Origin of the sequence: Streptomyces sp. PA03-3a (genome assembly GCF_033792735.1) — a bacterium.
GTDB lineage: Bacteria > Actinomycetota > Actinomycetes > Streptomycetales > Streptomycetaceae > Actinacidiphila.
Genome location: NZ_JARAVM010000015.1, coordinates 163,417 through 190,028 on the forward strand (window position 1 = coordinate 163,417; position 26,612 = coordinate 190,028).

Genomic DNA, 26,612 nt, shown 5'->3' on the forward strand with positions numbered 1-26,612 from the left:
CCCGGTACGCGCGACGGCGGCGGGTGGCCGGGCCACCCGCCGCCGTCCTGTGCGCGTCCGGCTCAGCTCGCCGCCAGCAGCTCCCGCACGCGGTCCTGACCGACCGCCAGCAGCAGCGTGGGCAGCCGCGGACCGGTGTCCCGGCCGACCAGCAGCTTGTAGAGCAGGGCGAAGAAGGAGCGCTGGGCGACCTTCATCTCCGGCGTCGGCTTGGCGTCGGGCGCGAAGCCCGCCTGGATCTTCGGCACTCCGTAGACCAGGGTGGTCAGCCCGTCCAGCGACCAGTGCTCGGGCAGCCCGTCCACCAGCAGCTTCAGCGCCTCCCGCTCCTCGCCGGACAGAGCCGCCAGGGCCTCCGCGTCCGGCTCGGTGCGCACCCGGGTACGGGCCTCCGGCTCGACGTGGGTGTTGACCCAGCGCTCGGCGCAGTCCAGCCGCGGCCGGGCCTCGTCCAGGGAGGCCAGCGGCTGCTCCTGGTCGAAGTCGCGCAGGATGCGCAGCGTCTGCTCCTCGTCCCCGGTCGTGATGTCCACGACCGAGGCGAGGGTGCGGTACGGCAGCTTGCGCGGTGTGGTGGGCAGTTCACCGCTCGCGGTGCCCGCCGCCCGCGAGTGCACCGCGAGGTCCACCGGGGCGGCCGTGCCCTCGGCGACCTTGCGCTCCAGCGCGTCCCACTCGTCGTAGGTGCGGGAGATCTCGTCGCCGAAGGAGATGTTGAACGCCTGGTTGGGCCGGCGGCGCGCATACAGCCAGCGCAGCAGCTGCGGCTCCATGATCTGCAGCGCGTCGGCCGCGATCGGCACGCCGCCCTTGGAGCTGGACATCTTGGCCATGCCGCTGATGCCGACGAAGGCGTACATCGGGCCGATGGGTGGCTCGGCGCCGAAGATCTCGCGCACCAGCTGCTGGCCGACCATCCACGAGGAGCCGGGCGACTGGTGGTCGACGCCGGAGGGCTCGAAGTCCACGCCCTTGAAGGCCCAGCGCATCGGCCAGTCGACCTTCCAGACCAGCTTGCCGCGGTCGAACTCGCTCAGCCGCACGGTCTCGCGGTTGCCGCAGTCCTGGCACTCGTAGGTGAGATCGGTGGTGTCGTCGTCGTAGGCGACGACCGTGGTCGTGTCCTTGCCGCAGGCCGAGCAGTACGGCTTGTACGGGAAGTACTCGGGGGCCTGCGCGAGCGTGGCCTCCTCGTCGTCCTGCTCCTCGCCGCCGCCCTTCTTCTTCGTCCGGTAGCGGCCGAGCACCTCGTCGATCCGCCGGCGCTCGCGCATCGCGTGCAGGACCTGCTCGCGATAGGCGCCGGAGGTGTACTCGACGGTCTGGCTGATCTCGGTGACCTCGACGCCGAGCGCCGCCAGCGCCTCGCGGAACGGGGCCTTGAAGTGGTCCGACCAGGTCTCGTACGAGCTGCCCTCGGGCGCCGGCACGGAGGTCAGCGGCTTGCCGATGTGCTCGGCGTACGCCGGGTCGTAACCGGCCGGCACCTTGCGGTAGCGGTCGAAGTCGTCCCAGGACAGGATGTGCTCGCAGGGCACGCCGCGCCGCTTGATCTCGTCGGCGACCAGGTGCGGGACCATGATCTCGCGCAGGTTGCCCAGGTGGATCGGGCCGGAGGGGCTGATACCCGAGGCGACGATGATTTTCTTGCCCGGAGCCCGACGCTCGGCTTCCGCGATGACGTCGTCCGCGAAGCGGGCGACCCAGTCGGCCTCGGTGCTCTGAGCCACTGTCTCGACTTCCTTCCACCTGTGCAGCGGGTAGCGCGGTACCCGGCAATTGTCCCAGAGAAAAATGAGTGGTAGCGCGTGGGATACTGAGGGTTGATCTCCGATCCCTCTCAGGAAGCACCCATCCCATGGCCTCGGTCAACTCGCTTTCCGCCTCGATCCAGCAGCGCGTCGCTGACGCCCTCGGTGCCGACCCGCTGCTGCGACGTAGCGACCGGGCCGACTTCCAGGCCAACGGCGTGCTGGGCCTCGCCAAGCGGAGCAAGCAGAACCCGCGCGAGCTGGCCGCCCAGGTCGTCGAGGCCCTCCCGGCCGGCGACGAGCTGATCGCCGCCGTCGAGGTCTCGGGACCGGGTTTCCTCAACATCACCGTCTCGGACGCCGCGATCACCCGGACGCTCGCCGCCCGGGCCGCCGACGACCGGCTCGGCGTGCCCGTGAAGCCGGAGCCGGGCACCACGGTGATCGACTACGCGCAGCCGAACGTGGCCAAGGAGATGCACGTCGGCCACCTGCGGTCCTCCGTGATCGGCGACGCGCTGGTCAAGATCCTCGAGTTCGAGGGCGAGACGGTGATCCGCCGCCATCACATCGGCGACTGGGGCACCCAGTTCGGCATGCTCATCCAGTACCTGGTGGAGCACCCGCACGAGCTGGACCACGAGGCGTCCGAGGCCGGCGAGGAGGCGGGCGAGGCCTCGATGTCGCGCCTCAACCGGCTCTACAAGGCCTCCCGGACGGTCTTCGACGCCGACGAGGAGTTCAAGACCCGGTCGCGCAAGCGCGTCGTCGACCTGCAGGCCGGCGACCCGGAGACGCTGGCGATGTGGCAGCGGTTCGTGGACGAGTCGAAGATCTACTTCAACTCCGTCTACGACAAGCTCGACATCGAGATCCGCGACGAGGACGTCGTGGGCGAGTCGGGCTACAACGACATGCTGGTCGAGACCTGCAAGCTGCTGGAGGAGTCCGGCGTCGCCGTGCGCTCCAACGGCGCGCTGTGCGTCTTCTTCGACGACGTCAAGGGCAAGGACGGCGAGCCCGTCCCGCTCATCGTGCAGAAGGCCGACGGCGGCTTCGGCTACGCCGCGACCGACCTGTCCGCGATCCGCAACCGCACCGCGGACCTGCATGCCGACACGCTCCTGTACGTCGTGGACTCCCGGCAGGCCCTGCACTTCAAGATGGTCTTCGAGACGGCCAGGCGGGCCGGCTGGCTGACCGACGAGGTCACGGCGCTCCACATCCCGTTCGGCACGCTGCTCGGCAAGGACGGCAAGCCGTACAAGACCCGGTCCGGCGAGACCTTCCGGCTGGTCGACCTGCTGGACGAGGCGGTGGAGCGCGCCTCGGCGGTGATCGAGGAGAAGAACAAGGAAGGGAAAGAAGGCGCCCTGACCGAGGAGGAGGTCGCCGACCGGGCCAAGGAGGTCGGCATCGGCGCGATCAAGTACGCCGACCTCTCCACCTCGCTCGGCCGGGACTACGTCTTCGACCTGGACCGGATGGTCTCGCTCAACGGCGACACGAGCGTGTACCTGCAGTACGCGTACGCGCGTATCCGCTCGATCCTGCGGCGTGCGGGCGACGCCGAGCCGGTCGCCCACCCCGAGCTGCCGCTCGCCCCGGCCGAGCGGGCGCTCGGCCTCCTGCTGGATGAGTTCGCGGAGACCCTGGCGGGCGTCTCGGAGACCTACGAGCCGCACAAGCTGGCCTCGTACCTGTACGCGCTGGCCTCGGCGTTCACCACCTTCTACGACCAGTGCCCGGTCGTGAAGCCCGAACCGGCTCCTGACGTCAAGGAGAACCGCCTCTTCCTCTGCGACCTGACCGCCCGCACCCTGCGGCAGGGCATGGCGCTGCTCGGCATCCGCACGCCCGAGCGCCTCTGACGCGCCCCGCGTCCGTACGACGGCGGCCCCGACAGGAGTCATCACTCCCGCCGGGGCCGCCGTTGTCGGTGGGCACCCCTACATTCACGGCCATGGCGATGCTCCCCAACCAGCTCCCGAAGCTCGCGCAGGACCCGGCCGGCCTGTCCCTGGGCCTGAACCTCCCGCCCGGCACTCTCGTCGACACCACGAGCGACGGCCACTGGCACGAACCGCTGCTGTGGCACTCGGAAGCGCCGGCCGAGCCGGGCTCCTGGGAAGGGCTGCTCCCCGCGCGGATGTCGGCGGGGCTGCACCCGGTGCTGCTCTCCATGGACGAGGCGCTGCCGGCCACCAGGGACCTGGACCCCGGGGCGATGTCCTATCCGGGCGGCCACGACGCCGACGAGGTCCTCGCCGGCCTCTGGGGCGGCGAGGAGGAGTCCGACGAGGACGACGCGGACCTGACCGCCCCGTTCGGCCGGACGTGGCCCGGCCTCGCCCCCGCGCGGGAGTTCGAGGCCGACCCGGACGTCAGGGCGGCCGAGGTCGCCGCGTCCGTGGTCGGGGAGGGGTGGATCAAGGGCCCCCGAGCGGCCCTCGTCCCCGCCCGGCGCAGCGCCGACGTCCCCGCGGCCATCGGCTGGACGGGACCGTGCAATCACGAGAACGATGTGGCCCGGCTCTGTGCCGTCCTGCGCTCCTGGGAGGAGCGCTTCGGTGTGCGCGTCGTGGCCGTCGCCTTCGACGTGCTCGTCCTCTCCGTGGCCGCGCCGCCGGCCACGGTGGACGAGGCCGAGGCCCTGGCCGCCGAGCACTTCGCCTTCTGCCCCGACAACGTCACCCAGGGCAGCGGCTCACTGCGCGCGTACGCCGAGTCCCTGGTGGACGCGCACGCCTGGTCCTTCTGGTGGGACTAGGCCTTGTCGTCACATGAGCGCCGGCCGCCCGAAGGGCGGGCTCAGCGGCTCCCCCAGCTGACGCTGGGAGGGGCCCCCAGGTGCGGTGCATCGCAAGGCGGAGGATCGTCCTCGTAGTGGGCTACTCGGACGATTCGACAACGCAGCGAGGCGCCGTGCCAGGCGTCGCTGAGTGGGGGCACCCCCGGCCGAAGGTTGGGGGAGGGCATTTGCCGACACGGCCTAGGCGGCGCCGTCGACCGGGCCCGAGCCACGGGTGTCCTTCCCCGCGGTGGAAGGACACCCCCGAGACGACCCGGTCAGCACCGCTCAGCGGTGGAAGTGCCAGCGGTGGTCGTGACGGTGGTGGCGGTGGTGCCAGCGCGGGTGGTGCCGGTGGTGGCGGTGGTGCCAGCGGCCGTCGCGCCCGCCACGGCGGAACTCACGGCCGTCACGCCCCCGGTCACGGCGGAACTCGCCGCCTCGGCCGCGGTCACCGTCGTGCCGGTACTCGCCGCCCCGGTCGTGTGTCGCCTGGGTCGTGTGCGACACCGCCGCCGTCGGCGGCGTTGCGGCGCCGGCAGCGCCGGCGCCGCCCAGAAGGACGGCGGCAGCGACGCCCAGCGCGGCGGCGAATCGGGGAATCCGCATCGCGGTTCTCCTTTCACGGCGGAGGCCCTTGTGCCTCCGCCTGCTGTGGACTTGCTGTGAATTTCCCACCGAGATAGGCAGTTAAGTCCGAATCGCCACCAACGCCACTTGATGTAATGAAATGCCGGGCAATCTGGAACCGCGCCGTCCACATCCGCGTCCTGCGCGCGATCATCTGTGGGTACCGCGTCCGGGCACCGTGGGAGGAGCGCCGCCCACCCTGCTTCGGCAGGTGACCGCCCCGGCTGCAGACCCGGCCGGGAATGATCACTCATCTGCCGCCGACCGCACCCGGTCAGCGGCTCGCGGGGACGGCCTGGCCGCACTGACAGGGCGTCACGCCCTACGCCCGCCGCCTCCCCTCCGCGGCCCGGCGTCCGGGCCGGGAAACGGTCCGGCCGGTCCGGGCGGCCCGGGACCGTCGCCGCCGGTCCCGCGGCGGGCATGCCGGGATACGGACGCGCCGCGCCTCGGCGCTGTCGCCGCCGGTCAGGGCGCCGGACCGGACTCGTGTGCCCGGCACGGGCGTTCGCCGGACGCGGCACCACGGGTGTCCGCGCAGGGCTCACGGGCCGCACCCGGGTGGCGGGGGCGACCGCAGGCTCAGAGCTGCGCGGCCACCTCGGTCGCCCAGTAGGTGAGGATCAACTGGGCGCCCGCGCGGCGGATCCCGGTCAGGGTCTCCATGATCGCCCGGTCGCGGTCGATCCAGCCGCGCTCGGCGGCCGCCTCGACCATCGCGAACTCGCCGCTGATCTGGTACGCCGCCACCGGCACGTCCACGGACTCGGCGACCTTCGCCACCACGTCGAGGTACGGCCCCGCGGGCTTCACCATCACCATGTCGGCACCCTCGGCGAGGTCCAGCGCCAGCTCGCGCAGCGACTCCCGCTGGTTCGCCGGGTCCTGCTGGTAGGTCTTGCGGTCGCCCTTGAGCGAGGACCCGATGGCCTCACGGAACGGCCCGTAGAACGCCGACGCGTACTTCGCGGTGTACGCCAGCACCGACACGTCCTGGTGGCCCGCGGCGTCCAGGGCGCCCCTGATGACCCCGACCTGACCGTCCATCATGCCGCTGGGGCCGACGACGTGGACGCCGGCGTCCGCCTGGACCCGGGCCATCTCCGCGTAGCGCTCCAGGGTCGCGTCGTTGTCCACCCGGCCCTCGGAGTCCAGCACGCCGCAGTGGCCGTGCTCGATGTGCTCGTCGAGGCACAGGTCGGACATGACCACCAGGGCGTCGCCGACCTCGCTGACGACGTCGCGGATCGCCACCTGCAGGATCCCGTCCGGATCCGTGCCGGGCGTCCCCACGGCGTCCTTCTTCTCGTCCAGCGGCACGCCGAAGAGCATGATCCCGCCCACGCCCGCCTCGGCCGCCTCCACGGCGGCCTTGCGGAGGGTGTCACGGGTGTGCTGGACGACGCCGGGCATGGCGGAGATGGGCACGGGCGCGTCGATGCCCTCGCGGACGAAGACGGGGAGGATCAGCTCGGCGGGGTGCAGCCGGGTCTCCGCGACGAGGCGGCGCATCGCGGGCGTCGTACGCAGCCGGCGGGGCCTCGTACCGGGGAACTGACCGTATCCGCTTCCGTTTCCGCTCATCACCGCGCCGCGCCTTTCTCCGTCCCGGGCCGTTTCCGCGTTCCACGGTACGCCCGTACGCGCCGTGCTCATGCCGACCCGTTGTCGGCCCGCCACGGCCCGTCGCCGGACCGGGAACGCGACGGCCCCCGGCTCCGCGCGGGAGCCGGGGGCACGCGGAACGCGGCCGGGGGCCCGTCAGACGCGGGCCCTGCGCCGGGAGCCGGGACGCCGCTCGCTGGGACGCGTGACGGGGTCGCCCGCGGCGATCGCCGTCTCGCGCCGCCGGACGCCGAAGTCCGCCAGCGCCTGCGCGAGCGCGTGGACGGACGGCTCCGGGGCCATCACGTCCACCCGCAGCCCGTGCTCCTCCGCGGTCTTCGCGGTGGCCGGGCCGATGCAGGCGATCACGGTCACGTTGTGCGGCTTGCCCGCGATGCCGACGAGGTTGCGCACCGTGCTGCTCGAGGTGAACAGCACGGCGTCGAACCCGCCGCCCTTGATCGCCTCACGGGTCTCCGCCGGAGGCGGGGAGGCCCGCACGGTCCGGTAGGCGGTGACGTCGTCGACCTCCCAGCCGAGCTCCACCAGCCCCGCCACGAGCGTCTCCGTGGCGATGTCGGCGCGCGGCAGGAAGACCCGGTCGATCGGGTCGAAGACCGGGTCGTAGGGCGGCCAGTCCTCCAGCAGGCCGGCGGCGGACTGCTCGCCGCTGGGCATCAGGTCCGGCTTCACACCGAAGTCCACCAGCGCCCCGGCCGTCTGCTCGCCCACCGCCGCGACCTTGATCCCGGCGAAGGCACGCGCGTCGAGCCCGTACTCCTCGAACTTCTCGCGGACGGCCTTGACCGCGTTCACCGAGGTGAAGGCGATCCACTCGTACCGTCCGGTGACCAGGCCCTTGACCGCGCGCTCCATCTGCTGCGGGGTGCGGGGCGGCTCCACCGCGATCGTGGGCACCTCGTGCGGCACGGCGCCGTAGGAGCGCAGCTGGTCGGAGAGGGACGCGGCCTGCTCCTTGGTGCGCGGGACGAGCACCTTCCAGCCGAACAGCGGCTTGGTCTCGAACCAGGAGAGCAGCTCGCGCCGCGCGGTCGGCTCGCCGACCACGGCTATCGCCGCGATGGGGCCCTCGGGCGTGGGCAGCGCCTTCGTCGCCTTCAGCTCGGCGGCGATCGTGGACAGCGTGGCCGTCCAGGTGCGCTGCCGGGTCGTCGTACCGGCGACCGTGACGGTCAGCGGGGTGTCCGGCTTGCGGCCCCCGGAGACCAGCTCGGCGGCGTTGGCGGCGACGGTCTGCAGGGTGGTGGAGACGACCAGGGTCGCGTCGCTCGCGCCCGCCTCGCTCCAGCACCGCCCCGACGCGGTCGCGGCCTCCACGAACCGCACGTCGCCGCTGAGCGGCACGCCGGCGTACGCGGGCACGCCCACGGCCGCGGCCACGCCCGGCACGACCTCGAAGGGGATGCCGGCCTGCGCGCAGGCGAGCATCTCGCCGGCGGCCGCGGAGTCGAGTCCGGGGTCGCCGGCGATCGCACGGACCACCCGCTTGCCGGTGCGCGCGGAGGCCATGAAAAGCTTGGCCGCGGCGACCGAAGGGCTCAACTCCCCCTCGGCGTCGCCCGGCTGCGCCGTGTCCACGCCCGGCCGGGCATGGGCCCGTACGACGTCCAGCACGTGGCCGTCGGCGACCAGGACGTCGGCGTGGGCGAGCGCCTCGACGGCGCGTAGGGTCAGCAGCCCGGGATCACCGGGCCCGGCACCGAGGAAGGTGACGTGCCCGAGGGCGGAACCCGGCACACCCGTGCCCGCGGTCCCGGTGTGGCCCGCGGTGCCCGCGGTACCCGTCCTGCCTGCCGGTCCTGCCGGCCCGGCCGCGGTGGTGTCTGCGGTCGTGTTGGTCGCTGCGGCGGCGGTGGGGCTCAAAGTTCGCGCTCCCCCATAAGACCGGCCGCGCCCTTGGCGAGCATCTCGTCGGCGAGCTCGTGGCCGAGGGCCACGGCTTCGTCCCGGGATGCGGGGGTCGGACCGGTGATGGACATCTGCACCAGCGAGGAGCCGTCGGTGGTCCCGACGACACCGCGCAGGCGCAGTTCGGTGATGGGCTCGCCGACGCCTTCGAAAGCAGGCTCGGCCAGCGCGCCCACGGGCGCGGAGCAACCGGCCTCGAGAGCGGCGAGCAGGGCGCGCTCGGCGGTCACGGCGGCCCGGGTGAACGGGTCGTCGAGCTCGGCGAGCACGGAGACGAGCCCTGCGTCGTCCGCAGGGCACTCGACGGCCAGCGCTCCCTGTCCGGGAGCGGGCAGCACGATGTCGGGGGAGATCAGCTCGGTGGCCTCCGCGAGGCGGCCCAGCCGGCTGAGTCCGGCGGCGGCGAGCACCACGGCGTCGAGGTCGCCTGAGGCAACGTATCCGATGCGCGTGTCGACGTTGCCGCGGATCGGGACGGTCTCGACGCGCGCCCCCATCGAGCGGGCCCAGGCGTTCAGCTGCGCCATGCGGCGCGGCGAGCCGGTGCCGATGCGGGCGCCCCGGGGGGAGGCGGCCAGCTCCTCGAAGGTGAGGCCGTCGCGTGCGATCAGCGCGTCGCGCGGATCCTCCCGGAGCGGGACGGCGGCGAGGGTCAGGCCCTCGGGGTCGGCGGTCGGAAGGTCCTTGAGGGAGTGGACGGCGAAGTCGATCTCACCGCGCAGCAGCGCGTCCCGCAGGGCGGAGACGAAGACGCCGGTGCCGCCGATCTGCGCCAGGTGCTCGCGCGAGACGTCGCCGTAGGTGGTGATCTCCACCAGCTCCACGTCACGGCCGGTGATCCGGCGGACCTGCTCGGCCACCATGCCGGACTGCGCCATCGCCAGCGCGCTGCGCCGGGTTCCCAGTTTCAGTGCGGTTGGGCTCGTCATGCCCGCCCTCGATTCGAGTCACTCGTTGCTGAAGCAGCCGACGCCACCGGCGTGACGGCCGCGGCAGCGGAGGGGATCACCGCTGCGCGCGGTGAGTCGGCCCTGCTGACCGCGGCGACCGCCTGGGGGTCCAGGTCGAAGAGTTCGCGCAGCGCGTCGGCGTACCCGGCGCCGCCGGGCTCTCCCGCGAGCTGCTTGACCCGCACAGTAGGCGCGTGCAGGAGCTTGTCGACGACGCGGCGCACGGTCTGGGTGACCTCCGCGCGCTGCCGTTCGTCCAGATCGGGGAGGCGGCCGTCCAGGCGCGCCAGTTCGGAGGCGACCACGTCGGCGGCCATGGCGCGCAGGGCGACGACGGTCGGCGTGATGTGCGCGGCACGCTGGGCGGCGCCGAAGGCGGCGACCTCAGCCGAAACGATCTTTCGCACCTCGTCGACGTCGGCCGCCATCGGGGCGTCGGCCGCGGCCGCGGCGATCGTCTCCAGGTCGGTGACGTGGGCGCCGTCCAGGGAGTGCACCAGCGGGTCGATGTCGCGCGGCAGGGCGAGGTCGAGCATCCCGATGGGCGCGACGGGCTCGCCGCCGGAGCGCAGGGCCCGGGAGAGCGTGGCGCGGGCGACGGTGTCGGCGGTGAGGACCAGCCCGGTCGCCCCGGTGCAGGACACGACGATGTCGGCGTACGACAGCTCGCCGACCAGGTCGTCCATGGACGCGGCGCGGCCGCCGACACTCTCGGCGAGCCGCTCGGCGCGCTCGAACGTGCGGTTGACGACCACGATCTCGCCCGCCCCCGCGCGGGCGAGGGTGGCGGCGGCGAGCGAGCTCATCGAGCCCGCGCCGACGACGAGGGCGCGCTTGCCCTTGCCCCACTCCTCGAAGGGCACGCCGCCCACGGCCTGGGCCATCTGCTCCAGGCCGAAGGTGACCAGCGACTGCCCGGCCCGGTCGATCCCGGTCTCGGAGTGCGCGCGCTTGCCGACCCGCAGCGCCTGCTGGAACAGGTCGTTCAGGGACCGGCCCGCGGTGTGCAGCTCCTGGCCGAGGCCCAGGGTGTCCTTGAGCTGGCCGAGGATCTGGCCCTCGCCGACGACCATGGAGTCCAGGCCGCAGGCGACCGAGAACAGGTGGTGGACGGCCCGGTCCTCGTAGTGCACGTACAGGTGCGGGGTCAGCTCGTCGAGGCTGACGCCGCTGTGCGTGGCGAGCAGCGTGGACAGCTCGGCGACACCGGCGTGGAACTTGTCGACGTCCGCGTACAGCTCGATGCGGTTGCAGGTGGACAGCACCGCGGCCTCGCTGGCCGGCTCGGCGGCCATGACGTCCAGCAGCAGCTTGCCCTTGGTGTCCTCACCGAGCGCCGCGCGCTCCAGGACGCTGACGGGGGCGGTGCGGTGACTCAGTCCGACGACGAGGAGGCTCATGCCGGCATCACGGCGGGGACGTCCCCGTCAGGTCCCGGACGGCGGCCGCCGTCGCGGACCGCCTTGGCCGCCACCGGAGGCGCCGTGAGGCTGCTCTCCAGCTCCTCGCCGGCCTTCCGCTGCTCGTGGAAGGCGAGGATCTGCAGCTCGATGGAGAGGTCGACCTTGCGGACGTCGACCCCGTCGGGGACGGTCAGCACGGTCGGCGCGAAGTTGAGGATCGAGGTGACCCCGGCGCCCACCAGACGGTCGCAGACCTCCTGTGCCGCCCCGGCCGGCGTGGTGATCACGCCGATGGACACCTGGTTGTCCTCGACGATGCCCTCCAGCTCGTCCGCGTGCCGCACCGGCAGCCCGGCGATGAGCCGGCCGGTGAGCTGGACGTCCGCGTCGATGAGCGCGGCGATGCGGAAACCGCGGGAGGCGAAGCCGCCGTACCCGGCGAGCGCGGCCCCGAGGTTTCCCATCCCGACGATGACGACGGGCCAGTCCTGGGTGAGGCCCAGTTCACGGGAGATCTGGTACACGAGGTACTCGACGTCGTAGCCGACGCCGCGGGTTCCGTAGGAACCGAGGTAGGAGAAGTCCTTGCGCAGCTTGGCGGAGTTCACACCGGCGGCGGCCGCGAGTTCCTCCGAGGAGACGGTGGGCACCGATCGCTCGGACAACGCGGTCAGGGCTCGCAGGTACAGCGGGAGCCTGGCGACGGTGGCCTCGGGAATCCCTCGGCTGCGGGTCGCCGGTCGGTGAGTTCGGCCAGTTGCCACGATGCTCCTGCGGGTAGAGCTGGGCTGCGAGCGGCACCCGTCATCGGGACCGCCCCGTGGACGCCAGGCTATGTCTTTGTGAACGCGTGCACAAAGATGGTGTCCGATTTGCCCAGGGGAAGTGACCGGCATCACGCACCCCCATTACGGGCATAAGAAACCTTCTGCTGCGACGGAACGTTCCACGCCGGAGCCCGGTCCGCACCCCGGCGCCCCACCCACAGCGCGTCCGCGCCGGCCAGTTGCGGCCACTCGACCGCCGCCGCGCGCCCCAGCGCCTTGTCCGCCTGCGCGGGTCCACCCGGGTGGTCCAGGACGTACGAGGTGAACAGCCTGGCCGTCGTGCGGGCGTCCCCCAGCGCCGTGTGCGCGGTCCAGCCGGTCAGCCCGGCGGCCTCGGCGCACGCCAGCAGGCTCAGGCCGCCCGGCGCGCGTTCGCGCAGCGCGGCCATCCGCATGGTGCACAGTTCGGGGACGACGGGGAACACCACGCCCAGCCGGGCGTACTCCGCCGCCAGGAACGCGCGGTCGCACCCGACGTTGTGCCCCACCAGCACCCTGCCCCGCAGCAGCCCCAGCAGTCTCGGGGCGATCTGCCCGAACAGCGGGACGCCGACCGCCTCGACGTGGCGGGACTCGATGCCGTGGATGTGGGTGGGGCCGACCGGCCCCTCGGGATCGACGAGGGTCGAGAACTCGCCCTCGTGCCCGAAGTCGCGGTCGAGCAGCACCACCGCCAGCTCGACCACCCGGTGGCGCCGCGAACTGGAACCGGTGGCCTCCAGATCGACCACGGCGAAACCGCCGCGCCTGTGAGGTCTGCCCGGGAGCACGCAGTCACCGTCCTTACTCACGCACCCCCGCCGTTACACAAAACGCCTTGATGGTAATCGAGCACCCGCGTCCAGAGGAACACGCGCAAATCGCCCACCTGTCGCATCAGGGCCCTCAGGCGCCCAGCCCGCGCCGCAGCCGGCCCTCGTCGACACGCCAGAACGTGTGCTGTTCGCCGTCGATGAGGACGACCGGGATCTGCTCCCAGTAGCGGTCGTGCAGTTCCTCGTCGCGCGTGATGTCCATCTCCTCGAAGCGCGCGCCCAGGTCGTCGACGACCCGCCGGACCACCGTCCGCGCGTCGTCGCACAAGTGGCAGCCGGGCTTGGCGATCAGCGTCACCGTCCGGCCGGCCGGGTCTTTCCGGGCATTGCGGGCTTCACGTCCGAACAGAGGGCTCATGCCGGCCATTCTGCCTCCGTCAACCGCCGACCCGCGGTAACACCCTCGTCGCGAGGAGTTCATTCACCTGCTCCATCGCTGCACCGGAGTTGCCCAACGGACTGGCTATGCTCGCCCCATGGCCGCTCTGCGATGGCTCACCCCCCGTAAGCGCTCCGCCACCGCGCGCAGCGTGCTGGCCGGCGAGGCAGCGGCGGAGGCCGCACTCGCGGCACCCGCGCAGGAGAAGCACGACCGGGCGGGCGCCCCCGCGTTCCCGGTGGCCGGCGATCCGCACGCGGCCGCCTTCTTCGACCTGGACAACACCGTGATGCAGGGCGCCGCGATCTTCCACTTCGGGCGCGGCCTGTACAAGCGGAAGTTCTTCCGCAGCCGCGACCTCGCGCGCTTCGCCTGGCAGCAGGCGTACTTCCGGATCGCCGGGTCCGAGGACCCCGAGCACATGCAGGAGGTGCGGGAGAGCGCGCTCACGATCATCAAGGGGCACCGCGTCGAGGAACTCATGTCCATCGGCGAGGAGATCTACGACGAGTACATGGCGGACAAGATCTGGCCCGGCACCCGCGCGCTCGCCCAGGCGCATCTCGACGCCGGCCAGCGGGTCTGGCTGGTCACGGCAGCCCCGGTGGAGACGGCCACGATCATCGCCCGCAGGCTCGGCCTGACCGGCGCCCTCGGCACCGTCGCCGAGCACGTCGACGGGGTCTACACCGGCCGGCTGGTCGGCGAGCCGCTGCACGGCCCCTCCAAGGCCGAGGCCGTGAAGGCGCTCGCCGGCGCGGAGGGACTCGAACTCTCGCGCTGCGCCGCGTACAGCGATTCGTCGAACGACATCCCGATGCTGTCGCTCGTAGGACATCCATATGCGATCAATCCCGATACGCGTCTGCGCAAGCACGCACGCGAAAAGGGCTGGCGGCTGCGTGATTACCGTACGGGCCGCAAGGCGGCGAAGATCGGCATCCCGGCGGCCGCCGGTGTGGGCGCCGTGGCGGGCGGCGCCGCCGCCGCGATGGCCCTGCAGCGCCGTCGCCGCTAGGGACGACGCAGGCGACACGCCCGGGTCCCCCTCTGGCGCCCCGTCAGTTCACGGTGAGCCACACAGCCACAACACGCTCTCCACGCGAGCATTTCACGACGCTATGTGGTCAACACCGTTTCAGTGTTCGATAATTACTCGATCACTATTCCGCCAGAGAGTGGGCGGAACCGACGATTTCAGCAACTCGGTGTAGCGTCGCCTGTACGAAGCGTTATTCTCCTCAGACGCAAGCCGGGACCCACACGTCGCTACGACGGGTGAAAGGTTCCGTACTGCACGTGATGGAAGTTCTGCCTCTGGGAGTCCCGTGTACCCACACACCGGGGTTGACGCCTCTGGCCTGGCTACGCTGCGCGCACTGGTGGCTGAGCACCTGCTGCGCGTCGTCCCCGCGTACGCCGTGCCCGTCCCCGCACTCGCCACGGCGGCAGCGCCCGCCGGCCGCGCCTACGCGCTGGCCGACGGCCGGGCCACGGTCGGCAGACGATCCCGCAACGCCCAGCAGACCGACCGGTCCACGGGCGCCACCCCGCGCCGGCCGGCGGCCGACAGCGACAGCGGACGCATGATGGACCTGGTCGAACGCGCCCAGGCCGGTGAGACCGAGGCCTTCGGGCGGCTGTACGACCACTACTCCGACACGGTCTACCGCTACATCTACTACCGCGTCGGGGGAAAGGCCACCGCCGAGGACCTGACCAGCGAGACCTTCCTGCGCGCCCTGCGCCGGATCGGCACCTTCACCTGGCAGGGCCGCGACTTCGGCGCGTGGCTGGTCACCATCGCGCGCAACCTGGTGGCCGACCACTTCAAGTCCAGCCGGTTCCGGCTGGAGGTGACCACCGGGGAGATGCTCGACGCCAACGAGGTCGAGCCCAGCCCGGAGGACTGCGTCCTGGAGGCGCTGTCCAACGAGTCGCTGCTCAGGGCCGTGCGCAAGCTCAACCCCCAGCAGCAGGAGTGCGTGACGCTGCGCTTCCTGCAGGGGCTGTCGGTCGCGGAGACGGCCCGCATCATGGGCAAGAACGAAGGCGCGATCAAGACCCTGCAGTACCGGGCCGTACGGACCCTCGCCCGGCTGCTCCCCGACGACGCGCGATGAGCGCGATGGATGGATCTTCATCTTGCGACTGCCTCCACGGTCCGATCATCATGACTGCGTAACCCAACTCGGGCGGCACTCGTTGCATCACATGCGGACCCCCCAATGCCGTGCTCTGCCCGCTTCCGATCACTCGATCGGGTGGAAAGGCTCAAGGTGCACAACCTTGAAGGCACTACGGGGAGTCGAGGTGGATGACGAGAGGAGGTGCCGCCCGTGATCGCGAATCCAACGGCGCACCGGCGGGCCAACGCCTTCGCCGACGCCCTTGAGGGCGAAGGCCCCCAGACGGGTGCCGGCGTACAGCACGGCGCCCACGCCGCGGACCGGCATGCGGATCCGGAACAGGGCGCGTTCCTGGCCCTGGCGGACGCCCTGCAGGACGTGCCGCGGCCGATGCTGGATCCGGAGACCAAGACCGTCCAGCGTGCCCAGTTGATCGCCGCCATGGAGGCCGCGCTCGCCGACGGCACCCTGACGGTTCCCGTACAGCGTGACGGCGGACGGGGCGCACACCGCGCCGGCGGCCGCGGTCTCGGCAAACTGAAGCCGCGCTCGGCGTGGTCGCGCAGGCTCGCCGCCGGCGGCCTCTCCGTCGGCGTGGCGGCCGGCGCACTCGGCGGTGTCGCCGCCGCGAGCACGGACGCGCTGCCCGGCGACACCCTCTACGGCCTCAAACGGGGCATGGAGGACATGCGCCTCAACCTCGCCGACGACGACGCCGACCGGGGCAAGGTCTATCTCGACCTCGCCTCCACCCGGCTCCAGGAGGCCCGCCGCCTCATGGAACGCGGCCGGGGCGGCGATCTGGACGACGAGTCCGTGGGCGAGATCCGCAGGGCGCTGTCCGGGATGCAGCAGGAGGCCTCCGAGGGCCATCGGCTGCTCGCCGCCGCGTACCGCAAGGACGGTTCGCTGCGGCCGATCGAGACGCTCTCCGCGTTCTCCAGCAACCACCGCAGGGGCTGGACGGAGCTGCGCGGCCGGCTGCCCTCCCGGCTCGACGACGTGGGGAACAAGGTCACCTCCGTCTTCGACGCCATAGAGGACGAAGTGGCGCCGCTGCAGAAGCTGTTGCCGCCCGACACCGGCGCCGGCCACAGCGACGGCCGCGGGGTCCCGGGCGGCGGCAACCGCTCCGCGAGCGGCACCCGGGGGCCCTCGCCCTCGGTCAGCGGCTCCGCGAGCGGCTCGGCCGAGGAGCGCGGCGGCGACAAGGCCAGCCCGTCGGCCTCCCGCAGCGCGGACAGCGGCATCATCGGCGGCACGGGCGATCTGCTCGACCCCACGCCGACCGGCAGCTCCCCGGGCGGCGACGGCACCCAGCCGTCGGTCACCCTCCCGCCGCTGCTGCCCGGACTGCTCCCGGGCCTCGGGCTCAGCGCCGAGGACGACAGGGACGACTGAGCAGGCACCTCACGTGGTGGGCCGGGGCGTCACGCCCCGGCCCACCACGGGTTCCGGCCCCCGCGGGTCGGCGGCAGCCCGGAGCCCGAAAGCCGCAGCTTCTAGAAGAAGACCGAGCGGCGCTGCACCAGCAGCTTGTAGAGGGTGTGCTGGATGGTCTCCCGCACCTGGTCGGTCAGGTTGAAGACCAGCATCGGGTCCTCGGCCGCCTCCGGCGCGTAGCCGTCCGTGGGAATCGGCTCGCCGAACTGGATCGTCCACTTCGTCGGCAGCGGCACCATGCCCAGCGGCCCCAGCCACGGGAACGTCGGCGTCACCGGGACGTACGGGACGCCCAGCAGCCGGGCCACCGTCTTCGCGTTGCCGATCATCGGGTAGATCTCCTCCGCGCCCACGATGGAGCACGGCACGATCGGCACCCCGGTCTTGAGCGCGGTCGCGACGAAACCGCCCCGCCCGAATCGCTGCAGCTTGTAGCGCTCGGAGAAGGGCTTCCCCAGACCCTTGAAGCCCTCGGGCATCACACCGACGACCTCACCGCGTTCGAGCAGCAGCTGGGCGTCCTCCGCGCAGGCCAGGGTGTGCCCCGCCTTGCGGGCCAGCTCGTTGACGAGCGGCAGCACGAACACCAGGTCCGCGGCCAGCAGTCGCAGGTGCCGCCCCGCGGGGTGGTGGTCGTGGACGGCGACCTGCATCATCAGGCCGTCCATCGGCAGCGTCCCGGAGTGGTTGGCCACCACCAGGGCGCCGCCCTCGGCCGGGATGTTCTCGATGCCCTTCACCTCGACCCGGAAGTACGACTCGTACAGCGGCCGGAGCAGCGACATCAGGACCTGTTCGGTGAGCTCCTCGTCGTAGCCGAAGTCGTCGACCTCGTAGTCGCCGGTGATCCGGCGGCGCAGGAAGGCCAGGCCGTGCGCCACCCGGCGCTCCCAGGGTGCCCCCAGCAGCCGGTCCGCGGCCGAGCCGAGCGCCGCCGCCAGCGGGCCGCCCAGGCCCCCCGGGGCACCGCCCGAGGTGGTGCCGGGATGCCCCTCAGCGCCCTGTGGTGCGGTCTGTGCGGCCTCGGACGCCCCATCCGCACCACCGGTGCCCGAGGTGTCCGCGGAGGCCGTCACGGCGCCCTGGACGGCCTCGGCACCGTCCGCGGCCCGCGCGGTCCGCTCGTCGACCGGCAGCGCGGCCACCGCGTTCCCGGTGTCGCCGCCCGCCTTGCCGCGGGCCGCGGCCCGCCCGCGCGAGCGCGGCGCTCCCCTCCGGGTCCGCGAGTCCTCGTCGAACGGGATGACCTTGGCGTCCGCCATGGTGCGGTTCCTCCTCGCAGCAGTGCTCACGAGCTCAGTCCTCGGGGGCCGCCCGCGGGGACCACCGCGGCGAGCCGGTCGACGGCCTCCGCGAGCCGGTCGGGCGGCAGCAGGCCGGGGCCGCGACTGCGGGCGAAGTCGCTGAAGGTCTCGGCGGTGGTGTACTTCGGGGCGAAGCCGAGCGTCTCGCGCATCTGCGTGGTGTCCACGACCCTGCCGTGGGTGAGCAACCGGATCTGCTCGCGCGAGAAGTCGGTGACGCCGGCGGTGCGCAGCATCTGCCCCACCCATGTGACCGCGGGCAGCAGCACCGGCACCGTGGGCTTCCCCAGCCGTCGCGCGGTCTGCGACAGCAGGAGCACCCCGTCGCCGGCGATGTTGAACGTGCCGCTGTTGATCGTCCCCTTGCGCTCGTCGCGCAGGGCCAGCATGAGGACGTCGATGACGTCGTCCTCGTGGACGAACTGCAGCCGCGGGTCGTAGCCGAACACGGTCGGCAGCACCGGCAGCGCGAAGTACTCGGCGAGGGGCGTGTCGGCCCGCGGGCCCAGGATGTTGGCGAACCGCAGAACCGATACGGCAACGTCCGGGCGGCGCCGTGCGAAGCCGCGCACGTATCCCTCGACTTCGACCGCGTCCTTGGCGAAGCCGCCGCTGGGCAGCGACTTGGGCGGCATGGACTCGGTGAAGGCCGCGGGATCGCGGGGCGCGGAGCCGTACACGCTCGTGGTGGACTTCACCACCAGGCGGCGCACCGTCGGGGCCTTCTGGCAGGCGCCGAGCAGCTGCATCGTGCCGATGACGTTGGTCTCCTTGACCGCGGTCCGGCTGCTGCGACCGGGCAGCGTGCCGCTGACGTCCATGTGGACCACCGTGTCCACCGAGTGCTCCGCCAGCACCTTCGCGATCATCGGGTGCCTGATGTCGGCACGGACGAATTCGGCGCCGCCCAGCTGGTGCGGGGGCGGCATCGTGTCGACCGCGATCACCCGGTCGACGTCGGGGTCGCGCGTCACACGTCGTACCAGCCGGCCGCCGAGCTGGCGGGCGACTCCGGTCACCAGCACCACTTTGCCCAAGATCAGCGCCTTCCCTCGCACCGCATGTACGCACCGTATCGGTTCGTTGTTGCGCCGTGATGACGCCCGAACGTACGAGCACCGTCGAGGAGGGCCCGGCCCCCGGAAACGCCGCTGCCCTTCCGGCCCCCACGGTCCGTGGGGGCGGAAGGGCAGCGAAGTGCGACGCGTAGCTCGCTTACTTCTTGTTGCGACGCTGCACACGCGTACGCTTCAGCAGCTTGCGGTGCTTCTTCTTGGCCATACGCTTGCGCCGCTTCTTGATGACAGAGCCCACGACTACCCTCGCTTCGTTTTCACTCGGTGCGGGGCGTCCGAGCCCACACGACCTACGTCGGCTCAGCCTACCCGTCCGCAAGCGCCGAGCAGAAACCGAGGCGGTCGTCAGGCAGTTTCCCCCACCCCCACGTAGGACTCCCGAAGATAGTCATGGACGGCCTGCTCCGGCACCCGGAAGGACCTCCCCACCCGGATCGCCGGCAGATGACCGCTGTGCACCAGCCGGTACACGGTCATCTTGGACACTCGCATCACCGCGGCGACCTCTGCCACGGTCAGGAACACGACCTCGTTGAGAGGCCTCTCGCTTGAAGCCATGACACACCTGAACCTTCCGCACATGACGGGCACCGGCTTCCCCTCCGGTGACTCCCTCTCGCACGTGCGCTCCTCCCCAGATTAGGTGCGCATGATGCAAGTGGGGAAGAGGAGTAGCGATCGGTTGACTACTGTGACAGACACGCTCGATTGAGTACATAGCGCGTAAGCGGTCGGTAGTAATCGGACCGCACAGCGTCATCAAGCGGAACCACGGCCGAGACCCTGCCCTCCGTCTCGGCCACGAAAACCGCCGGGTCGTCCGAATCGGCCAGTCCGATGGCCTCGATGCCCAGCTGACCTGCTCCGCAGACCCAGCCGTGGTCTCCCACCACGAGGCTCGGCAGCAGCCCCCCACGTCCTGCCGCACCGGCCAGCGCCGCCCGAACCGGGAGCGGGGAGTGTGTGTGCACCGCCGGCGCACCACGGGCGCCCTCACCCGGCGCATCCCGGACCGTCGCGACTCCCCCTACGTACCAGAGGTTGTACGTGCGTAGGCCGAATTGCGTCGCCATGTCGATACATCGGCCATGCGATGGAGTGAGGACGGGGCATCCCGCCGCCGACAGGGCGGCCGCCAATCCGGCGTAGAAACCGAGCAGGCGATGCGGGTGACCAGTACCGATGAGTACCGGCTCCCTGCGCTGCGCGGCCTCCTTCAGCCGGACGGCGAAGGCCTCGAGCCCCGCCAGTGTGCGGTCCGGGTCGATCACATCCTGCCCGGAAGTGTGCCCCGGGTCAGGCGAAACCCCACATCGGTCGGCCATCAACCGCAGAAGACCGGACTGCGTCCAGGGCCGCGCCGGCTCCAGCCCCAGGGTCTGCCGCGGATCGCCCGCCACGAACAGCCGATAGCTGCGCAGGCTCTTCTCCCGCGGTGTCGCCACGACCCCCGCGATCCCCGCCCCCACCAGATGCGCCCGCAGCGCGGCAGCAGTCACCACGTGCCGATGGTGACCCCCGCCACCACCCTCACGTGCCGGAACGGCCCGAACATCACTCCCGAGGGGCGGTCGTTCGGGTCGGCGGCCCCGGCGGAGCCCTCCGTACACTTCAGGCATGGCGCGCGACAGCGACGGGAGGGTCCCGTGGCCGACACCTCCGCCGGCGCAGGCGAGTTCGACTACATCGTGGTGGGGGCGGGCTCCGCGGGATGCGTGCTCGCGGCCCGCCTCTGCGAGGACGACGCGGCCCGGGTGCTGCTCCTCGAGGCCGGCGGAGCCGACCGCCCCCCGGAGGTCTCCCTCCCCGCGGCCTGGCCGAGCCTGCTCGGCACCCCCCTCGACTGGGCGGACCGCACCGTGCCGCAGACCGAGACCGGCCTCGTCGTACCGTGGCCCCGAGGCCGCGGCCTGGGCGGCAGCTCGGCCATCAGCGCCATGAGCTTCCTGCGCGGCCACCGCTCCGGCTACGACGCCTGGGCCGCCCAGGGCGCCGACGGCTGGGGCTGGGACGATCTGCTGCCCTGGTTCCGCCGCAGTGAGGACGTCACCGGCGTGCCGGACCGCGACCCGGAGCTGCGCGGCATGGACGGCCCCCTGCGGGTCGGCCCCGCCACCGACCGCCACCCCCTCGCCCGGGACTTCCTGCGCGCCGCCGTCCACACCGGCCACCGCGAGGCACACGACCTCGCCGGCGGCCTGGAGGAGGGGTTCGGCTGGGGCGACCTCAGTATCGCCGACGGCGTGCGCCAGGACGCGGCCACGGCCTACCTGCGCCCGGCGCTGCACCGGCCGGGCCTGCACGTGGTCACCGGAGCCCTCGCCCTACGGGTCCTCCTGGCCGGCGACCGCTGCACGGGCGTGGAGTACGCCGTCGACGGCGAGTCGCGCACCGCCCGCCGCTCCCCCTCGGGCCAGGTCGTCCTGGCCGCCGGCGCGGTCGGCACCCCGCAACTGCTCATGCTCTCCGGCATCGGCCCCCGCAACCACCTGCGCCACTGGGGCATCCCCACCGCCGTGCACCTGCCCGGCGTCGGCTCCCACCTGCTGGACCATGTGACCTCCGGCGTCGTCGTACGGGCCCCCGGCCCCGTGCCTCCGGGCGCCAACAGCCACGGCGAGGTCCAGGGCCTGATCCGCACCCGGCCCGAAGCGCCGGGCCCCGACGTGCAGTTGCACGTCATCGACTTCCCGATCCGCGAGCGGAGCATGCCCGGGCCCGCCGCCGGCGAAGGCTGGACGATCATGGTCGCCCTCATGGCGCCGTACGGCCACGGAACCGTCCGGCTCTCCGGCACCGCCCCCGGCGCGCCACCGCTCATCGACCCCCGCTACTACGCCGACGTCCGCGACCTCGACACCATGGCGGAGGGCCTGGACGCGGCGCGGGAGATCGCCGCCGACCCCGCGTTGGCGGAGTGGTACGGCGAGGAGGCCCTCCCCGGCCCGGACACCACCGGCACGACCGAGCTGCGCGCGTACCTCACCCGCAACCTGCGCTCCTACAACCACTACGCCGGCACCTGCCGCATCGGCACGGACGCCTACGCCGTCGTCGACCCCGAGCTGCGGGTACGCGGCGTCGACGGCCTGCGTGTCGCCGACGCCTCCGTGATGCCGGGCCCGGTCTCCGCCAACACCGACGCCACCGTCTACGCCGTCGCGGAACGGGCGGTCGAGCTGCTCCGGGCCCGCGCCCGGCCCCGTTCCCACGGGGATCCGGTCGTGGCTAGGGCAGCAGCCCGTGCAGCGGGAAGACCGCCCGCCGGGTCGCCAGGATCGCCTGGTCCAGCCGGTCCGCCGGGTCGTACCCCGCGTCGTGGAACCCGCTGAACACCGCGTTCCGGCCGTCCGTCATCCGCAACGGCCCCATCTGGCGCGTCCTGCGGTACACCTCCGCCCGCCACTCCTCGGGCGTCGCCGTCTGAGGCGCGACCGGCTGCCCCGCGGCGATGCCCACCAGGTGCGCCCACGTCCGGGGCACCACGTCCACCACCGCGTAACCGCCCCCGCCCAGGGCGACCCACCGGCCCTCGGCGTGCTCGTGCGCCAGGCCGTGCAGCGCCTCCGCCACGGCCCGCTGCGCGTCCAGGCTCACCGCGAGATGCGCGAGCGGGTCCTCGAAGTGCGTGTCCGCGCCGTGCTGGGTCACCAGCACCTGCGGCCGGAAGGCCGCCAGCAGCTCGGGGACGACCGCGTCGAACGCCCGCAGCCAGCCCTCGTCCCCGGTACCGGCCGGCAGCGCCACGTTCACCGCGCCGCCCTCCGCCGCCGGACCGCCGGTCTCCTCCGGCCAGCCGGTCTGCGGGAAGAGCGTGCGGGGGTGCTCGTGCAGCGAGATCGTCAGCACGCGCGGGTCGTCCCAGAAGGCCGTCTGCACGCCGTCCCCGTGGTGCACGTCCACGTCCACGTACGCGACACGCTCAGCGCCCAGTTCCAGCAGCCGGGCGACGGCCAGCGCGGCGTCGTTGTAGACGCAGAAGCCCGAGGCCATCCCGGGCATCGCGTGGTGCAGCCCGCCCGCGAAGTTCACCGCGTGCGCCACGTCGCCGCGCCACACCGCCTCGGCCGCCCCGACCGACTGGCCCGCGATCAGCGCCGAGACCTCGTGCATGCCCGCGAACGCCGGGGTGTCCTCGGTACCGAGACCGTACGCCAGTTCCGTCATGGCCTCGGGGTCGGCGGAGGCACGTCGCACCGCCGCCACGTACTCCGCGTCGTGCACCAGGCGCAGCGTCGAGTCGCCGGCCACGGGGGCCGCGGTGACGGTGAGCGCCCGGTCCAGTCCCAGCGCCCGGACCAGCCCCATGGTCAGTGCGAGCCGCACCGGGTCCATCGGGTGGCCGCGACCGAAGTCATAGCCCGTTACCTGCTCGTCCCACATCAGCTGTGCGCGGCCGCTCATGGCCGACACCGTATCGGGCGGGCTCCGTCCCGAACGAGCGGGCGTACAGCAGCGTCGCCGCCACCAGCAGCATCGGCACCAGCATCGCCCCCCGGTAGCTCCAGGCGTCACCCAGAGCGCCCACCAGGGGGGAACCGACCAGGAAACCCACGTAGTTGAAGATGTTCAGCCGCGCGATCGCCGTGTCCGAAGCCCCGGGGAACAGCCGCCCCGCGGCCGCGAACGTCTGCGGCACGATCACGCACAGCCCCAGGCCCAGCAGCGTGAAGCCCGCCATCCCCACCCACGCACCCGGCGCGGCCGCGACCACCGCGAAGCCCGCCGCCGCCACCAGCGCACCCGTACGCACCACCGCGGCCGCCCCGAACCGCCGCACCCCGAGGTCGCCGACCGAGCGGCCCAGCAGGGTGGTGACCATGTAGACGTTGTACGGGACGGTGGCCAGCTGCTCGGAGCCGCCGAGCACGTCCTGAAGGTACTTCGCGCTCCAGTTGGAGACGGTGGAGTCGCCGATGTACGCGAACGCCATCACCAGGCAGAGCGGAAGCAGCAGCCGCATCGCCACCGGAGCCACCGCGGCCGTGGCCGTCGCGCCCTGGACCTCCGTCCTCTGGTCGACGTACCAGCGGCCGGCGACCAGCGTCAGCGGGATCAGCACCGCCACCACCGGCCCGTACAGCGCCGCCAGCGACAGGTGCCAGTGCGCTCCCGCCCACGCCAGCGACGCCCCCAGAATGCCGCCGAGGCTGTACGCGGCGTGGAAGCCCAGCATGATGCTGCGCCCGTACGCGCGCTGCAGGCTCACCCCGAGCATGTTCATGGACGCGTCCAGGGCGCCGACGCATATCCCGAACACGGCCAGCGACGCGGCCAGTTGCCACAGCGCGTCCCCGGCACCGGCGCCCAGCAGCGCCAGGGACACCACCGGCTGCACCCAGCGCAGCACCACGCTCGGCCGTACCCGCTTCACCAGGTGCTCGGTGGCGACGCTCCCCACGCCCGCCAGCACGGGCACCGCGGCAAGGAACGCGGGCAGCAGCGCGTCACTGACGCCGTACCTGTCCTGCAGCGCAGGGATCCGGGTCACCAGCAGCGCGAAGACCGCCCCCTGCGCGAAGAAACCGACGGCCAACGAGGCCCGTCCATGACGCAAACCGCCGTCGAAGCCCTCCATGAGCGTGCAGCGTAGGCCCGCGGGCTACGGACGGGTAGATCGATCACACGAACAGTTTCGCGGGGAGCTCCGCCATGTCCGCGAACAGCTCCCGCGCCCCCGCCAGCTTCTCCGCCGGCGTCATCGCCGTGAACGCGTACGCGTCCATCCCGGCCGCCACCGCGGCCCGCACCCCGAGCGGGCTGTCCTCCACCACGGCGCACCGCTCCGGCGCCACGCCCATCGTGCGCGCCGCGTGCAGGAACAGGTCCGGCGCCGGCTTCCCGCATCCCACGTCCTGCGAGCTGAAGATCCGCTCCTCGCCGAAGTACCCGTACAGCGCGGTCTTCCTCAGCGCGACACGGATCCGCTCGTGGCTCCCCGAGGACGCGACACAGTACGGCACCCCGTCCGCCGCCAGTTTCCCCAGCACGGTCACCACACCAGGCACCGGCTCCAGTTCGCGCCGGAAGCCCTCGAAGACCCGCGCGTAGTACATGGCGTCGAAGTCCTCCGGCAACCGCTCACCCGTGCGCTCCGCCACCAGGTCGTGGACGCGGTGCATCGCGGCGCCCATGTAGTCGCGGACGGACTCCTCATAGGTGGTGGGGTGGCCCAGCTCCGTCAGCAGGCCCGCCAGGATGCGGTTGGAGAGCGGCTCGCTGTCCACGAGCACGCCGTCGTTGTCGAAGATGACCAGGTCGTAGCGCACCGCCCCACTGTAGTCGGGCACCGGATCCGGCCGGTCCGGGCTGAATCCACCCGTCCGCCGGCATCCCTCGCCCATCATGGACGGCCGACGGGACACCGCGTCCCGGCGGGAGGGGGACATCCTTGAGACGCCGAAGCTTCCTCACACTCACCGGGGCGGGCCTGACCGCCCTCGTCACCCCGTCCGCTCCCGCGGTCGCCGCGGTAGCGGCCGGACCGCGCATCCACGTCCTCGACACGCTCCCCGGCGGCAACGGTCAGGTCCACGCCCTGGGCCGCCCGGGGATCGCGGGCGGGTCCAGCGGCAACGCCCCGGTCTACTGGACGGGACGCACCGTCCACCGCGTCCCGTTCCCGGCTGGTTACGGCTACGGAACGGGTGAGGTCAGCGCCGTCAACCGGCACGGTCTGATGGTCGGCACCGTGCTCTTCCCCTCTTGGGGTCACGCCGTCGGCTTCACTTACCGGCAGGGCCGGCGCACCGCCACGATCCTCCCGAACAGCCTCACCGCGAACGACGTCAACGACCACGGCCGCATCGTCGGCACGGGCGAGAACCACACGGCGTACGTCTGGCACCGCGACACCGTGGAGCGCGAACTGCGGCCCTCCAGCCCGTTCTCCTCCGTGTGGAGCGCCGTCGGCATCAACAACTCCGGCACGGTCGTCGGCGCCGACGGCGACGGCGCCGTGGTCTGGCCCGCAGGAACCGACGCGCCGGCCCAACGCCTGCTGCCCACCGAGCTTCCCGAGGGCGTGTCGTACGCCCCCGCCGCCGTCGACGAACACGGCCGCATCGTGGGCAGCGCCAGCGACTTCTTCTCCGACAGCCAGTACGAGACCTATTGGGACCCGCCGTACACCGCGGACGGCGTACGCGTCCCCGGCCTGCCGGGCTACTACAACGAGGGCTACTTCCGGGCGATCAGTCCCACCACGGGCCTCGTCGTCGGCGGCGCCCCGACCAGCTTCGGCTCTCCGCCCGGATACCCGCCCGGCACCGCCGAGTTCTGGACCGGCACGGGGCCGATCCGTGCTCTGCCCCGCCTCCAGGAGGACGGCGACGCGGATGCCTTCGCCGCCGCCGACAACGGCAGGGTGGGCGGCTGCGCCGTCCGGGACGACGTACTGAAGCCGGTCATATGGACCGGAGTGCGCTGAACGCAAAAAAGCCTCAGCCCCCGAGTCGAAACTCAGGGGCTGAGGCTAATGATTGTTCGGCGGCGTCCTACTCTCCCACAGGGTCCCCCCTGCAGTACCATCGGCGCTGAAAGGCTTAGCTTCCGGGTTCGGAATGTAACCGGGCGTTTCC

24 protein-coding genes and 1 rRNA gene are annotated in these 26,612 nt (G+C 72.3%); 7 read left to right on the plus strand and 18 right to left on the minus strand.

The features are described 5' to 3' along the window. Positions 1-62: 62 nt before the first annotated feature. Positions 63-1,730 (minus strand): lysine--tRNA ligase, encoded by a 1,668-nt coding sequence (gene lysS / locus PV342_RS20095; protein ID WP_500318145.1) that lies wholly within the window; start codon positions 1,728-1,730, stop codon positions 63-65. A gap of 128 nt (positions 1,731-1,858) precedes the next feature. Here lysS and argS point away from each other — a divergent pair, with 128 nt between their 5' ends. Both argS and PV342_RS20105 read left to right on the plus strand, forming a co-directional pair. Then, complete coding sequence (gene argS / locus PV342_RS20100) at positions 1,859-3,622, plus strand: arginine--tRNA ligase (protein ID WP_500318147.1); 1,764 nt, start codon at positions 1,859-1,861, stop codon at positions 3,620-3,622. Between the two features lie 92 nt (positions 3,623-3,714). Then, positions 3,715-4,521, plus strand: a complete 807-nt coding sequence (locus PV342_RS20105; protein ID WP_500318149.1) for a DUF4253 domain-containing protein — start codon at positions 3,715-3,717, stop codon at positions 4,519-4,521. 309 nt (positions 4,522-4,830) lie between these two features. On the opposite strand, the gene PV342_RS20110 is transcribed toward PV342_RS20105, so the two are convergent. From PV342_RS20110 to PV342_RS20145, 8 genes are all read right to left on the minus strand, one after another. Further along, on the minus strand, positions 4,831-5,151 hold the full coding sequence (locus tag PV342_RS20110) for a hypothetical protein (protein ID WP_392611293.1): 321 nt from the start codon (positions 5,149-5,151) through the stop codon (positions 4,831-4,833). Between the two features lie 603 nt (positions 5,152-5,754). After that, on the minus strand, positions 5,755-6,756 hold the full coding sequence (hemB, locus tag PV342_RS20115) for a porphobilinogen synthase (protein ID WP_078619852.1): 1,002 nt from the start codon (positions 6,754-6,756) through the stop codon (positions 5,755-5,757). A 177-nt stretch (positions 6,757-6,933) separates the two neighbouring features. After that, complete coding sequence (locus PV342_RS20120; protein WP_500318169.1) at positions 6,934-8,535, minus strand: bifunctional uroporphyrinogen-III C-methyltransferase/uroporphyrinogen-III synthase; 1,602 nt, start codon at positions 8,533-8,535, stop codon at positions 6,934-6,936. A gap of 122 nt (positions 8,536-8,657) precedes the next feature. Then, positions 8,658-9,635 (minus strand): hydroxymethylbilane synthase, encoded by a 978-nt coding sequence (gene hemC, locus PV342_RS20125; RefSeq protein WP_361005191.1) that lies wholly within the window; start codon positions 9,633-9,635, stop codon positions 8,658-8,660. Beyond that, positions 9,632-11,056 carry a glutamyl-tRNA reductase gene (locus PV342_RS20130; RefSeq protein ID WP_500318152.1) on the minus strand — a complete coding sequence of 475 codons (1,425 nt, stop codon included), beginning with the start codon at positions 11,054-11,056 and terminating at the stop codon, positions 9,632-9,634. The genes hemC and PV342_RS20130 overlap by 4 nt, the downstream gene beginning before the upstream one ends. Further along, entirely contained in the window at positions 11,053-11,823 is a 771-nt protein-coding gene (locus PV342_RS20135; RefSeq protein WP_329186346.1) for a redox-sensing transcriptional repressor Rex, read from the minus strand. Before PV342_RS20135 ends, PV342_RS20130 begins: the two co-directional genes overlap by 4 nt. Before the next feature lie 131 nt (positions 11,824-11,954). Beyond that, the gene (locus PV342_RS20140; protein WP_400804218.1) at positions 11,955-12,617 is read right to left on the minus strand and encodes a 3'-5' exonuclease; all 663 of its coding nucleotides are present in this window, start codon (positions 12,615-12,617) and stop codon (positions 11,955-11,957) included. Between the two features lie 154 nt (positions 12,618-12,771). Continuing rightward, entirely contained in the window at positions 12,772-13,068 is a 297-nt protein-coding gene (locus PV342_RS20145) for a glutaredoxin family protein (RefSeq protein ID WP_361005179.1), read from the minus strand. Between the two features lie 109 nt (positions 13,069-13,177). On the opposite strand from PV342_RS20145, the gene PV342_RS20150 reads away from it, so the two are divergent. The 3 genes from PV342_RS20150 (at position 13,178) to PV342_RS20160 (ending at position 16,610) form a co-directional block, all read left to right on the plus strand. Continuing rightward, complete coding sequence (locus tag PV342_RS20150; protein WP_018558723.1) at positions 13,178-14,098, plus strand: HAD family hydrolase; 921 nt, start codon at positions 13,178-13,180, stop codon at positions 14,096-14,098. A gap of 310 nt (positions 14,099-14,408) precedes the next feature. Continuing rightward, complete coding sequence (locus tag PV342_RS20155; protein ID WP_026250935.1) at positions 14,409-15,203, plus strand: ECF subfamily RNA polymerase sigma factor, BldN family; 795 nt, start codon at positions 14,409-14,411, stop codon at positions 15,201-15,203. A 216-nt stretch (positions 15,204-15,419) separates the two neighbouring features. Then, on the plus strand, positions 15,420-16,610 hold the full coding sequence (locus tag PV342_RS20160; RefSeq protein ID WP_400804213.1) for a DUF5667 domain-containing protein: 1,191 nt from the start codon (positions 15,420-15,422) through the stop codon (positions 16,608-16,610). A 101-nt stretch (positions 16,611-16,711) separates the two neighbouring features. Here the strand turns inward: PV342_RS20160 and PV342_RS20165 are convergent, their stop codons facing one another. The 5 genes from PV342_RS20165 to PV342_RS20185 form a co-directional block, all read right to left on the minus strand. Continuing rightward, the gene (locus PV342_RS20165) at positions 16,712-17,914 is read right to left on the minus strand and encodes a lysophospholipid acyltransferase family protein (RefSeq protein ID WP_500318156.1); all 1,203 of its coding nucleotides are present in this window, start codon (positions 17,912-17,914) and stop codon (positions 16,712-16,714) included. A gap of 26 nt (positions 17,915-17,940) precedes the next feature. Further along, positions 17,941-18,993, minus strand: a complete 1,053-nt coding sequence (locus tag PV342_RS20170; protein ID WP_361014020.1) for an NAD-dependent epimerase/dehydratase family protein — start codon at positions 18,991-18,993, stop codon at positions 17,941-17,943. Between the two features lie 178 nt (positions 18,994-19,171). Beyond that, positions 19,172-19,270: a 30S ribosomal protein bS22 gene (locus PV342_RS20175; protein ID WP_003948845.1), complete on the minus strand. Its 99-nt coding sequence runs from the start codon at positions 19,268-19,270 to the stop codon at positions 19,172-19,174. Positions 19,271-19,377: 107 nt separating this feature from the next. Then, on the minus strand, positions 19,378-19,590 hold the full coding sequence (locus tag PV342_RS20180; RefSeq protein ID WP_018558718.1) for a helix-turn-helix domain-containing protein: 213 nt from the start codon (positions 19,588-19,590) through the stop codon (positions 19,378-19,380). 128 nt (positions 19,591-19,718) lie between these two features. Next, entirely contained in the window at positions 19,719-20,534 is an 816-nt protein-coding gene (locus tag PV342_RS20185) for a phosphatase (protein WP_018558717.1), read from the minus strand. Between the two features lie 144 nt (positions 20,535-20,678). Between PV342_RS20185 and PV342_RS20190 the strand changes: the two genes are divergently transcribed. Beyond that, positions 20,679-22,364, plus strand: coding sequence for a GMC family oxidoreductase (locus PV342_RS20190; protein WP_500318158.1), 1,686 nt, complete (start codon positions 20,679-20,681; stop codon positions 22,362-22,364). On the opposite strand, the gene PV342_RS20195 is transcribed toward PV342_RS20190, so the two are convergent. The 3 genes from PV342_RS20195 to PV342_RS20205 are packed head-to-tail and all read right to left on the minus strand — an operon-like array spanning position 22,261 to position 25,301. After that, positions 22,261-23,436 carry an acetoin utilization protein AcuC gene (locus PV342_RS20195; RefSeq protein WP_400804206.1) on the minus strand — a complete coding sequence of 392 codons (1,176 nt, stop codon included), beginning with the start codon at positions 23,434-23,436 and terminating at the stop codon, positions 22,261-22,263. The two genes, PV342_RS20190 and PV342_RS20195, sit on opposite strands and share 104 nt — an antisense overlap. Then, positions 23,387-24,610, minus strand: coding sequence for an MFS transporter (locus PV342_RS20200; RefSeq protein ID WP_500318160.1), 1,224 nt, complete (start codon positions 24,608-24,610; stop codon positions 23,387-23,389). Before PV342_RS20200 ends, PV342_RS20195 begins: the two co-directional genes overlap by 50 nt. Positions 24,611-24,653: 43 nt before the next feature. Continuing rightward, the gene (locus PV342_RS20205) at positions 24,654-25,301 is read right to left on the minus strand and encodes an HAD family hydrolase (protein WP_500318162.1); all 648 of its coding nucleotides are present in this window, start codon (positions 25,299-25,301) and stop codon (positions 24,654-24,656) included. Between the two features lie 122 nt (positions 25,302-25,423). Here PV342_RS20205 and PV342_RS20210 point away from each other — a divergent pair, with 122 nt between their 5' ends. After that, positions 25,424-26,461, plus strand: a complete 1,038-nt coding sequence (locus PV342_RS20210; protein ID WP_500318164.1) for a hypothetical protein — start codon at positions 25,424-25,426, stop codon at positions 26,459-26,461. 54 nt (positions 26,462-26,515) lie between these two features. Here the strand turns inward: PV342_RS20210 and rrf are convergent. Continuing rightward, a 5S ribosomal RNA gene (gene rrf, locus PV342_RS20215) occupies positions 26,516-26,612 on the minus strand; the annotation flags it as partial.

Bases quoted from the DNA above. Each gene is read 5' to 3' on its own strand.
- PV342_RS20110 (WP_392611293.1), bottom strand. From the start codon at position 5,151: ATGCGGATTCCCCGATTCGCCGCCGCGCTGGGCGTCGCTGCCGCCGTC.
- hemC (WP_361005191.1), bottom strand. From the start codon at position 9,635: ATGACGAGCCCAACCGCACTGAAACTGGGAACCCGGCGCAGCGCGCTG.
- PV342_RS20195 (WP_400804206.1), bottom strand. From the start codon at position 23,436: ATGAGCGGCCGCGCACAGCTGATGTGGGACGAGCAGGTAACGGGCTAT.
- argS (WP_500318147.1), top strand. From the start codon at position 1,859: ATGGCCTCGGTCAACTCGCTTTCCGCCTCGATCCAGCAGCGCGTCGCT.
- PV342_RS20150 (WP_018558723.1), top strand. From the start codon at position 13,178: ATGGCCGCTCTGCGATGGCTCACCCCCCGTAAGCGCTCCGCCACCGCG.
- PV342_RS20105 (WP_500318149.1), top strand. From the start codon at position 3,715: ATGGCGATGCTCCCCAACCAGCTCCCGAAGCTCGCGCAGGACCCGGCC.
- PV342_RS20130 (WP_500318152.1), bottom strand. From the start codon at position 11,056: ATGAGCCTCCTCGTCGTCGGACTGAGTCACCGCACCGCCCCCGTCAGC.
- hemB (WP_078619852.1), bottom strand. From the start codon at position 6,756: ATGAGCGGAAACGGAAGCGGATACGGTCAGTTCCCCGGTACGAGGCCC.
- PV342_RS20145 (WP_361005179.1), bottom strand. From the start codon at position 13,068: ATGGCCGGCATGAGCCCTCTGTTCGGACGTGAAGCCCGCAATGCCCGG.
- PV342_RS20200 (WP_500318160.1), bottom strand. From the start codon at position 24,610: ATGGAGGGCTTCGACGGCGGTTTGCGTCATGGACGGGCCTCGTTGGCC.
- PV342_RS20180 (WP_018558718.1), bottom strand. From the start codon at position 19,590: ATGGCTTCAAGCGAGAGGCCTCTCAACGAGGTCGTGTTCCTGACCGTG.
- PV342_RS20165 (WP_500318156.1), bottom strand. From the start codon at position 17,914: ATGGCGGACGCCAAGGTCATCCCGTTCGACGAGGACTCGCGGACCCGG.